This window comes from Ectobacillus panaciterrae DSM 19096 (assembly GCF_000430785.1).
Classification (GTDB): domain Bacteria; phylum Bacillota; class Bacilli; order Bacillales; family Bacillaceae_G; genus Ectobacillus; species Ectobacillus panaciterrae.
On sequence record NZ_AUMR01000122.1, the window covers coordinates 1 to 9,498 of the forward strand.

Here is a 9,498-nt window from a genome sequence, read left to right on the forward strand (position 1 = left end):
ATCGCTTATTAAGTCCTTCGGGACTCATGAGTACTCCCGTATAAGCTTCTAAGCGACTACACAACTGTGTTAAAGATGTACTTGCGACTTTTTGACTCAGCCACACGCAAAGTGCTACTAATTCCTGAGATTGATACTTACTCTTACGTTTTGTAAATCCGGTTTCTCTTGCAAGCTCTTGAAGAGCTTGGGGTGCTAGGTTCCGTTTTAGCTCTTGAGAAAAAAGTTGTAACTCATCTGAAATATCCATCAAAAAACGCCATCCTTTTCTATGATTCTACAGAAAGAATAGCGCATTTTTTTCGTTTTGGGTGGTATTTAATTTCGTTAGGTTGATGGCGATGGGGTAGTACCAACATTTCGCGGATTTATAACGCTAAGCATATATGTCAAAAAGTACGCTTTATGACAGGCTCAATATAGACCCAAAACAGTATGTCGTAAATCCTAAAAACAGAGTCTTGCAATATGTCATTTAAAACAGCCACTTTTTGACATGCAAAGCAAGAACAGAACAAAAATGAGCTTCTTAGTGTGCTTAAACCTGAACGGTTTTACGTTCTATACCTCTTAACGTTGTAAATGTGCGTTTTGTTGGCGGTACCCCTACATAAGCATCTGTTATTTCATAGGTTTGTCCTGAGTGAAGGGAATTCATCAAATTCTCTATATCTAACTGAATGTATTGCGTACTCTTCTTTATTCGTCCATCTTGGAAGTAATCTGGGTTAGGATTTTTCTGATAAATACGTGTATTGGATTTAATACGAGAGATATAGTAAGATTTGTTATCGTGTATATGTTGAAGATCTTTGAGGTGAAAATAGCCTAAATCTTGGATACACAAATCATTCCCTTTCACAGTCGGGACGCATAAAGAACCGTAGGTTCGATCATGTTGTTTACCTGGTCCTGTATGAATGTGGAGGAACCGTCCACTTAAAAGGTCATATTCAAGTTGAATTTTTACACCAGCCTTATGGCTACAACCTCCTGCACCTGGATAAACCGATGAAAATACATCTGGAAGTTGGAATGCAGTTGAATCTAAGATGCGAATACTCTTAAAAATAGAAGTATAGGGAGAAGAAAACAACCTAGATGAAGATAATTTTCGGTTCAGAAGTTTAGCTAATACTTGTTGTAGAAACTGCACGGCTGCGGCGTTAAATCGTTGATTTAGTCCTTCAGGACTGATGAGCACTTCTGTTGATGCTTCTAAACAACTACATAACTGGGTTAAGGACGTTTTTGCTACACTTTGGCTTATCCATACGCATAAAGCTATTAAATCTTGTGCTCGATACTTACTTGTTCGCTGTACAAACCCAACATCTCTAGCTAGATTCTGTAAGGTATTTGGGGATAAAAGACTCTGAATCTCCTGTGCAAATAGTTGTAGTTCGTCAGATACAGAAATAGACATACAAAAAACGCCATCCTTTCCTATGATTCTACAGAAAGAATAACGTATTTTTTTCATTTTGAGGAATAATAAATTTCTTAAATTGATGAATACGAGGAAACTCGATTTCTTAACTTTAGCTTGATAATGATATGTGTGCTACCACGTATAGAACGGTACCTTTTATATATTATCTGTCGTAATATTAACTCCATGTTCTCTATAAAAATCTAAAATTGTAGATGTATTCACACCCAAATCTAATAGATTTTCTGGAAAATAAATTTCAGAATCCGAAACCACAATATCAGATGTTTGTAAAATATGCTCTGCTTGAACAGCTGCTCCTAACGCAGTAAGATGTGTCTGCCCTAACGGATCCGATATGTTCACACATCGTCTATGCAATACACCCGTAGCATCATAGCCTTTAAGGTGAATAACTATGTTATGTGCACTTCCCTTTCCGGGTTTATAGAGAATATTTTTCCGTAAACCGGTAAATTTTTCTCCGCTAATCATTTTCCAAATTCCTGTATTCACCAGAGAAACCAGTCCATATGTAGATATTTTACTATCAAAAGCAATACGAAAGTTAGCCGAAACAGCATGAATTGAGCCTGGAAGAGTTACGTGATCAGGAGTATCCAAACGATAACATTTTGTTTTATAGCCGTTGGGAAAGCGGACTTTGATTGGATCAGTCATTGGATAAGCCTGTCGCATTCCGTCATGAGCTTTGACTTCAAAGGGAATAGTTAACCGATCCATATATGCTGTTGAGTTAGGTCCTGCTTTGTCTTGAAGAGAATATAGTGCGTTGATATCAACTGTAACCTCTTGAAGTTCTTTTGAATAAATTTTAGAAAAAAGTGCAGCTGTACCTCCCATCCATCCCGAAGCTAATATAACAGGGGACTGAATTTCAACATCTTTCAATCGAGTAATAGAACTCTGAAAGTGTTCAGTCCAACGAGTAATGTCAACCAATGGAATTCTTTTTTGGACTGCGGATAGAAGTAGTCTATCTTGAGGATCATTAACCGCATTAACAACCAATGTGAGATTACCATCCAAACTTCTTAAAGGGTCATCTGTTGTGTTGTCCACTTTGACTACTCTAACTCTCTCTGATTCAAAAGGTAGTGCTTTCCCTAAAGTCCTTCCTCCTAATCTAATTTCTAAATCAGGATGCCGATCATGTAAAATTTGAGCAATTTGACTACCAACAACCCCATACCCACCAACAATTAATATTGTTTTTTTATTCATCTGAAACCTCCATTTTAATCAGTATGTAATTATAAGTTCAAATGATTAAAAACTTAAACGTTTTAACATATAATCATTAAAAAAAGGACAAATCGTGTCCTTAAATTATAAATGGATACCTAATTCTTACATTCATCTTCTACTAAAGAAACAAGTTCTTTTAAAAGATTTATTGTTTCATTAAATTCAAGACAATAATACATTTCAGTGCCTTTCTTCTGAACTTGAAGCAACCCTGATTGTTTCAATATTTTCAGATGATGAGATACAGTAGGTCTTGACATAGGAATATGCTCCGCAATTTGCGTCACATTCAAGCTATCTTTATCAATTAAAAGTGATACAATTTGCTGACGGGTTGGATCTCCCAACCCTTGAAAACATGGTCTCAAATTTTCTAAAATATGCATTACTCTATCATTACAGTTCATTTCACTTACATTACCTTTCGTTGAAGAGTTTAATCATTTAAACGTATTATAAATTACATTACTATCTAATGCAATAAAGAAGTATGAGCAAAAAATTTTTGTTATGGGGTTACCTCAAAATCTTAGCTTGATAGCGATGGGGTACAGCCAACATTTCGGAAATTTTGTACGCTAAGCAAATTCCAGCCCAAAAAAGTCGATTTCCTATACGTTAAAAAATCGACTTTCCTTAGTTATTCTTGTTCCACTAAAGCACCCGATAGTTTAAGCGTAATACTTCACAAATTCCTCCAAAATAAATAAAAATGTCACAGGAAGGTGTATTATTCATTAACGTTACCATTAGTATTAATCAAGAATGTCTCCCCATTTTCATCAAATGCATGCTTAAAATCAAATGCAAAAGGAGTCGGACCATACTGAATATAATGGTTGTATCTCCTGAATGCCTCCTCCCATGAGACATCCCTCACCATTTCTGTCCACCAAACTACATAAGATAGGTGTTTATCTGGATAAGATTCTATCCATCTGCTTCTATCTCGTAATGCTTGCATATGCTTTCCTGAATAAGTAAAGCGATATAAGGATTGAAGGCTTCTCCATACAGTTAGTGTAAGAATAGGAGAACCCTTTCCTTTTACGGTTTCTTCAGGGAAAGGGACTCCTTCAGGTGAAAACGCCTCTATAAGTCCTGATTTAGTTGCTTGACGATATACTTCATTTCCCACTTGAAAAAATTCACGAGAGGCTGGGTGGTCATAGGGGTGGTTTAGCCTACCAACAGTATAGATTGAAACTAATGCCATAAATAGCCCTCCATCTATAGCCTTTTCCTAAGATATATTCAAGTGAAAATGTGGAAATTCCTTCTTCAGCAAACCTGCTTCTTTATTTCAACAAGAAAGAGCTGCCACTATGACAGCTCAGACCTTAAACTCAAGCACTTGTTAATTGAAGAATATGATTTGTTCCCCTTGTCATCTCTATTTACTAACTTTACTGTTAAATGTTCAGGTTGGTATAGGTAACTGAATTTGAGGAAAAAGTTCATTCATAAGTTCTTCAAGCTTTCCTAATAAATTAGTAAATTAAGTATTAAATAATGTTCCATTTAGTGCTTCAATATACCTTTTTGCTGACCTTTGAACCACCAAATCTGCATCTTCTCTAATAATCAGATTAAATGCGTCATATAATCGATTAAATGTAAAATCATTTACCCTATCTGCAATTCTTTCAACTGTTACACTGGGCAGAGGAATGAAGTTAGGATAACTATACATAAAACTCACCCACTTACGATCAGCCGCCACGCGTACTATATCTCCACTCAATAAAATTCCATTTTGACTGCTTCCATTTTTCCACTCTAAAACAGTACCGCCTTTATAATGTCCTCCAATTCTTTGAAGGATAAGACCTTCCTTCAATTCTAGAGATTCTCCAGACCAAAAAATAATTTTCTCGCTGGTTCTAGTCACCCATTCTTTATCATCTTCATGTATGTAAATTGGAGCATCGAATGTTTCAGCCCATTCTACTTGACTAGAGTAATAATGGGGATGTGATAAAGCAATAGCATCAATTCCGCCTAATTTATTAATATGTGAAATGGTTGATTGATCAATAAATGTAATACAATCCCACAATAAGTTGTAATTTTTATCTTGTACAAGATAAGCTGTCTGTCCGATTCCAAAACTTGGATTAGTCTTTATGCTATGTAATCCTTCTTCCTGGAGCTTAATGATATTACTATATGTACCCACCTCTATCAGCTTTTCTAATGTGGTCCACACCTGACCTTTGAAACTAACAAATTGTCTTTCTTCCTCGCAAATCAAACATTGTTTTGGTGCTTCGATTGAACTCTCATACTGAACTCCACAAGTTTCACAAATAAAGTTTTTCAAAAAATATCTCTCCTTTACTTATTCACTTCCTATTTACTCTCTTTTAAAATTCACCTAACAATCCAATAATCCTTCTTCAAGTAAACTGCTTCGTTAGCTTAAGTACAATTCTTCACAATCTTCTCTAAAGTTTTAACATAAATATCCAATTTTCTTATAAAGAGTTATTCCGCAAAATGGCCCGTTTGCGGAACAACTGTATTGTTATTCAACACTCAATTCTTTGGGATCTTTTTCGTTTATAAAGGTATACCTTTACAAACCACTTATAGAACCGATAAAAATTTATATGGAAAATTATAGAAATGTATTATACACTATAATAGTGTAAATATTTAAATAGGAGGAACTATTCATGTTTTTAACTATTGATGGGTTTGTCAAGGCTTGGGAGTTCGAAAGTACTTCAACGCAAAAAATGCTTGATGTTTTAACCGATGAATCTTTGAAGCAATCCGTTAAACCTAATGATCGTACCCTAGGTGGTCTTGCTTGGCACATTGTCACTGCCCTTCAGAGTATTATGGGACAAACAGGTTTAACCTTTGATGCACCATCTCATCATGCTACCGTTCCTACTACAGCAAACGAAATCGCAGATATTTACCGCCAAGCTAGCCAATCCTTAATCAAAGCTATTAAAACACAATGGACAGATGAAACCCTGACGGAATCTTGTAACATGTTTGGACAATTCGAATGGGCAAAAGGATTTAGCCTTTCTATGCTTATAAATCATCAAATCCATCATCGCGGACAAATGACCATCCTTATGCGCCAAGCAAACTTAATCGTTCCTGGGGTATATGGTCCTGCTAAAGAAGAATGGAGCCAAATGGGTATGGAAGCTCCTGCAATTTTATAAGGGTAGTACTAACTTTTTTTACGAAAAAAGAAGAAGCCGGTTTTTCCAACGATAAGAAGGAATAACCGTTTTTTTTATATTTAAAGAATCTGACGTTAAGTTATATGATGAGTATCTATGGTTACAAAACATATAAAATGATAGGATTAAATAACATTATACGTTGAGTATAAAGCTTTCCCAAATTTTCGTGCAAATGTTGACTTACCTACACCTGCTGAAATCCCAATAACCATAATTCGTTTCACCCATGCCACCTTTTTTCTACAATCCTACAAGCTAGAAAAAAGTTTTAAAATAAACAGAAACCTCTCTGATTATTGAAATACCTCCAACGTGAACCTTATATTTAAATTGCACATAAGTATTCTTATTCCTTGATTCACTAACTTGCCATTTAGTTTAAGTATAAAAATTCACAATCTCATATCAACATAAATGTCCATTTGTTTTGAGGCTATTTATGACGAGTTTCTTCTATTTATATATAGAAATTAGTACATACGGTTTTAATGATACTGAAAATAACCTTTAGTTAGTTAATGTTCATTTTATAAAAAGGAGCACTTTTAATGGAAAAAGAAAAACTACAATCATTTTGTATGACATTACCTGGTACAACACATGATTACCAAGTAGATTGGCAAGCAGATCGTTATCATGTTGGTGGGAAGATGTTTGCAATGTTAGGCGGAGATTCTGAAGGGAAGTCTATTATTACTTTAAAATGCGAACCCAATCGTGCCGAAGAGTTAAGAGAAACCTATAAAAATATTATCCCTGGCTATTATATGAATAAAACACATTGGAACTCTGTTTATATTGATTCAAATCTTCCCCTTGATTTATTAGAAAATCTAATTCTGCATTCTTATAATTTAGTTTTTGAAAAATTAACTAAAAAAGCCCAAAAACAGATTATTGCAAAGTAGTTATTAGGCCAAATTGAAATACTATGTGCTGATTCAGTAGTCCACTTTCATATCCTTTATTTAGTTAAAGGGCGCTTTCCTTAAAGATCTGGCTGCAACAAATGCAGCCTTTTTCTTATTCAACTATAGGACAGGTTAGATCAAGAAGGATTTTTTTCAATAGTATAGAATAAATATAGCCAAAAGAGGTGTAAAGTTATGCTGGAACTAATAAGTAACGTGCTAGAAGACATGGATAAGCAACTCCACCGCATCATTAAGAGTTTGAATCATCTCGATGATGAAATGATTTGGAAAAGATTGAAGGTATCCACAAACAGTGTCGGGAATCTTTGCTTACATTTAGCAGGAAACGAATATCAAAATTTCGCAAGTGCAATCGGTAATAAACCGTTTATTAGAAAACGCTCTCAAGGGGAATTTAATACCGGAGGCGGTATGACCAGAGATGAATTGATAAATCTACTTTTGAGGACACGGGCTGAATCAACTTTTATATTATCAAACTTGTCAGAAGTTGATTTAAAAAGGGAAGTAATAATACGATATGATCTTAATGATTGGAATAGGATGCATCGAGTTAACGCCTCAGAAGATGAAACCTATGATGTAAGAGTAATTAGCCGTCTGCTTATTCAGGTCGGAGCACACTACGGTTATCACGCAGGACAAATTGTACTACTCTCAAAATTAATGATAGATATTGATGAAAACATAACTGGCCAGTACCATTGATCGACATAGTCATTTTTACTTAACTTTATTCAATTTACAAAACTAATATTGTGGATTTTGAATTTCTTCTTCAACGGTTAGATTATCTTCACTAAGATCTTCCATAATCGGGCGCTATTCTTGAGCAAAAAGTAAACGGGCAATACATATTATATATGACTAATATGTATTGCCCTTTATTTTTTATGACTTTCTACAATTTAGGTCTTGATAAAAGGAAAAGCAACATTTGCTGACTAAAAATCTCTCTTTTTTATGGGTCGTCCAAAAAAGAACGAATTCTTTCCATATCCCATTATGGATATTGTAAGATATGGAAATAAAAGTAAGCCTACGACCCGTTTTTACACGTATCTCGGCTGAACCCCTAAATGATTAAAGAGATAGGTAAGGGGTAGCATTAGGGTTTTGTGGTACTAAATTCTAATTTCTTTATTTATGATGTTTTGAATGTATACTTTTAAAGTCGTTTTTGAGGAAAATGGGTACGTTGCTATAAACCCAATAAAATTAATGATTTGAAAGTAAACTTATATCTATTATTTTACATTCGTTCGAAAATTTAATTTCAAATAAAAATAAAGGGAGCATCTTCTGCTCCTTAAAAAAGTTATTTATGTTCTTTTTTTTTGCCACATCTAACACAGGTACTATCGTAATAACTGTATTTATGATATCCACGAAAAAAACAAATAATTGCGAATAATTTCATTAGAACTACTCCTTTTAGTATTTTTATATAACTAAGATAATAACAGGAAATGGTTATTTTTATATATATTAAATCCGCAATGCGGGTCGTGAAATATTTATTAAAAAGTAACATTTTTAGAAGATGTAAACTTTTATGTATTAGTTTACATTGGGGGATACCCCATGCCCATCAACCTAATATTTTAAAGTACCCCCTAAACGAAAATTTTATCTCTCTACAGTTATTTATGAGAATTCAGCTCATTTTTTTGTTTTGGGAAACAACTAATTTCTTAACTTGATGGCGATGGGGTTCCGACCCATGCCTATCAAGCTAAGCATTTTGAGTTGCCCCCAAACGATAAAATTAAGCAATTTGCACAAAGTCTTCGTTTTGTGTTGATTCCAAATTCTTAAGTTAATGGGCATGCGTCAGGAGCTCTTATAGAACTGAGCATATGATTAAGCTTTTATTTTGCCGAAACCTATTTATTTTTCTTTTTAAAGAATACCCAAGCTATTATCAATGAAATAACTGGGAAAATGATATTCCAAGATGAGAAGATAACTTTTGATTCAGGATAGTAATGTCTGAAGTACCAAAATTCATATGAAGCATTAAGAATCAATGTTACTATTGGTGCAATGATTAGCTTTCTTATAAATAACGCTGTTACAACCCCAATCCCAATAACTATGAGTGGTATAATGACCAACTGTAATAGAAAAGGGTCGATTGAATCAATAAATCCCATTATATCCCCTCCTTGTACCCTTTAACATTTTACCATAATATACCTAACTTTCTACCCGAACTAAAATTTACAGCCCTTTTCCCTCTCCATAATCCCACAAACACGCATAGTAGAGGTACTGACGCATGCCCATCAAGTTAAATCAAATGGATGTCGCCTATGTAAGAAAAAAAGGTTCTGGTGCAAAAACTTCAAAATATCTGCAAGTAATCTCCCAAACTTGGACATACTGATACTATTACTCTAAAAAAGGACGTGATGATCAGTATGGAAAAGCAAAATCTATTCAAGTGGAAACATTTTCAACCTGATATTATTTTATTAACCGTTAGATGGTACCTACGGTATAACCTCAGTTTTCGTGATTTAGTCGAAATGATGGAAGAACGTGGACTATCTATGGCTCATACAACTATTATGCGTTGGGTTCATCAATATGGACCTGAATTAGATGAACGAGTACGACGTTATCTTAAGCCAACCAATGATTCCTG

The 9,498-nt window shown here is 34.5% G+C and carries 8 protein-coding genes and 4 pseudogenes; 4 read left to right on the plus strand and 8 right to left on the minus strand.

Annotated elements, in window-relative coordinates; translation table 11 throughout:
- The 6 genes and pseudogenes from H540_RS30405 to H540_RS0120285 all read right to left on the minus strand — a co-directional run.
- Positions 1 to 250 (minus strand): annotated as a pseudogene (locus H540_RS30405) (IS4 family transposase); the annotation flags it as partial.
- 351 nt (positions 251 to 601) lie between these two features.
- Positions 602 to 1,426: pseudogene (locus H540_RS30410) on the minus strand (IS4 family transposase); the annotation flags it as partial.
- A gap of 162 nt (positions 1,427 to 1,588) precedes the next feature.
- Entirely contained in the window at positions 1,589 to 2,677 is a 1,089-nt protein-coding gene (locus H540_RS0120270; protein ID WP_028402146.1) for a saccharopine dehydrogenase family protein, read from the minus strand.
- Positions 2,678 to 2,796: 119 nt separating this feature from the next.
- Positions 2,797 to 3,108, minus strand: a complete 312-nt coding sequence (locus tag H540_RS0120275; protein WP_028402147.1) for an ArsR/SmtB family transcription factor — start codon at positions 3,106 to 3,108, stop codon at positions 2,797 to 2,799.
- 323 nt (positions 3,109 to 3,431) lie between these two features.
- Positions 3,432 to 3,917 (minus strand): DUF3291 domain-containing protein, encoded by a 486-nt coding sequence (locus tag H540_RS0120280; RefSeq protein ID WP_028402148.1) that lies wholly within the window; start codon positions 3,915 to 3,917, stop codon positions 3,432 to 3,434.
- A gap of 282 nt (positions 3,918 to 4,199) precedes the next feature.
- The gene (locus tag H540_RS0120285) at positions 4,200 to 5,024 is read right to left on the minus strand and encodes an MBL fold metallo-hydrolase (RefSeq protein ID WP_028402149.1); all 825 of its coding nucleotides are present in this window, start codon (positions 5,022 to 5,024) and stop codon (positions 4,200 to 4,202) included.
- A 355-nt stretch (positions 5,025 to 5,379) separates the two neighbouring features.
- Here H540_RS0120285 and H540_RS0120290 point away from each other — a divergent pair, with 355 nt between their 5' ends.
- Positions 5,380 to 5,889, plus strand: a complete 510-nt coding sequence (locus H540_RS0120290) for a DinB family protein (protein ID WP_028402150.1) — start codon at positions 5,380 to 5,382, stop codon at positions 5,887 to 5,889.
- A gap of 170 nt (positions 5,890 to 6,059) precedes the next feature.
- Here the strand turns inward: H540_RS0120290 and H540_RS34800 are convergent.
- Positions 6,060 to 6,137, minus strand: a pseudogene (locus tag H540_RS34800) (P-loop NTPase family protein); the annotation flags it as partial.
- 324 nt (positions 6,138 to 6,461) lie between these two features.
- Here H540_RS34800 and H540_RS0120295 point away from each other — a divergent pair.
- Both H540_RS0120295 and H540_RS0120300 read left to right on the plus strand, forming a co-directional pair.
- Positions 6,462 to 6,821 (plus strand): MmcQ/YjbR family DNA-binding protein, encoded by a 360-nt coding sequence (locus H540_RS0120295; protein ID WP_028402151.1) that lies wholly within the window; start codon positions 6,462 to 6,464, stop codon positions 6,819 to 6,821.
- A gap of 198 nt (positions 6,822 to 7,019) precedes the next feature.
- The gene (locus H540_RS0120300) at positions 7,020 to 7,556 is read left to right on the plus strand and encodes a DUF1572 family protein (RefSeq protein WP_028402152.1); all 537 of its coding nucleotides are present in this window, start codon (positions 7,020 to 7,022) and stop codon (positions 7,554 to 7,556) included.
- A 1,178-nt stretch (positions 7,557 to 8,734) separates the two neighbouring features.
- Here the strand turns inward: H540_RS0120300 and H540_RS0120305 are convergent.
- A complete protein-coding gene (locus tag H540_RS0120305) occupies positions 8,735 to 9,004 on the minus strand; it encodes a hypothetical protein (RefSeq protein ID WP_028402153.1) in 270 nt (89 codons plus the stop codon).
- A gap of 267 nt (positions 9,005 to 9,271) precedes the next feature.
- On the opposite strand from H540_RS0120305, the pseudogene H540_RS32420 reads away from it, so the two are divergent.
- Positions 9,272 to 9,498: pseudogene (locus H540_RS32420) on the plus strand (IS6 family transposase); the annotation flags it as partial.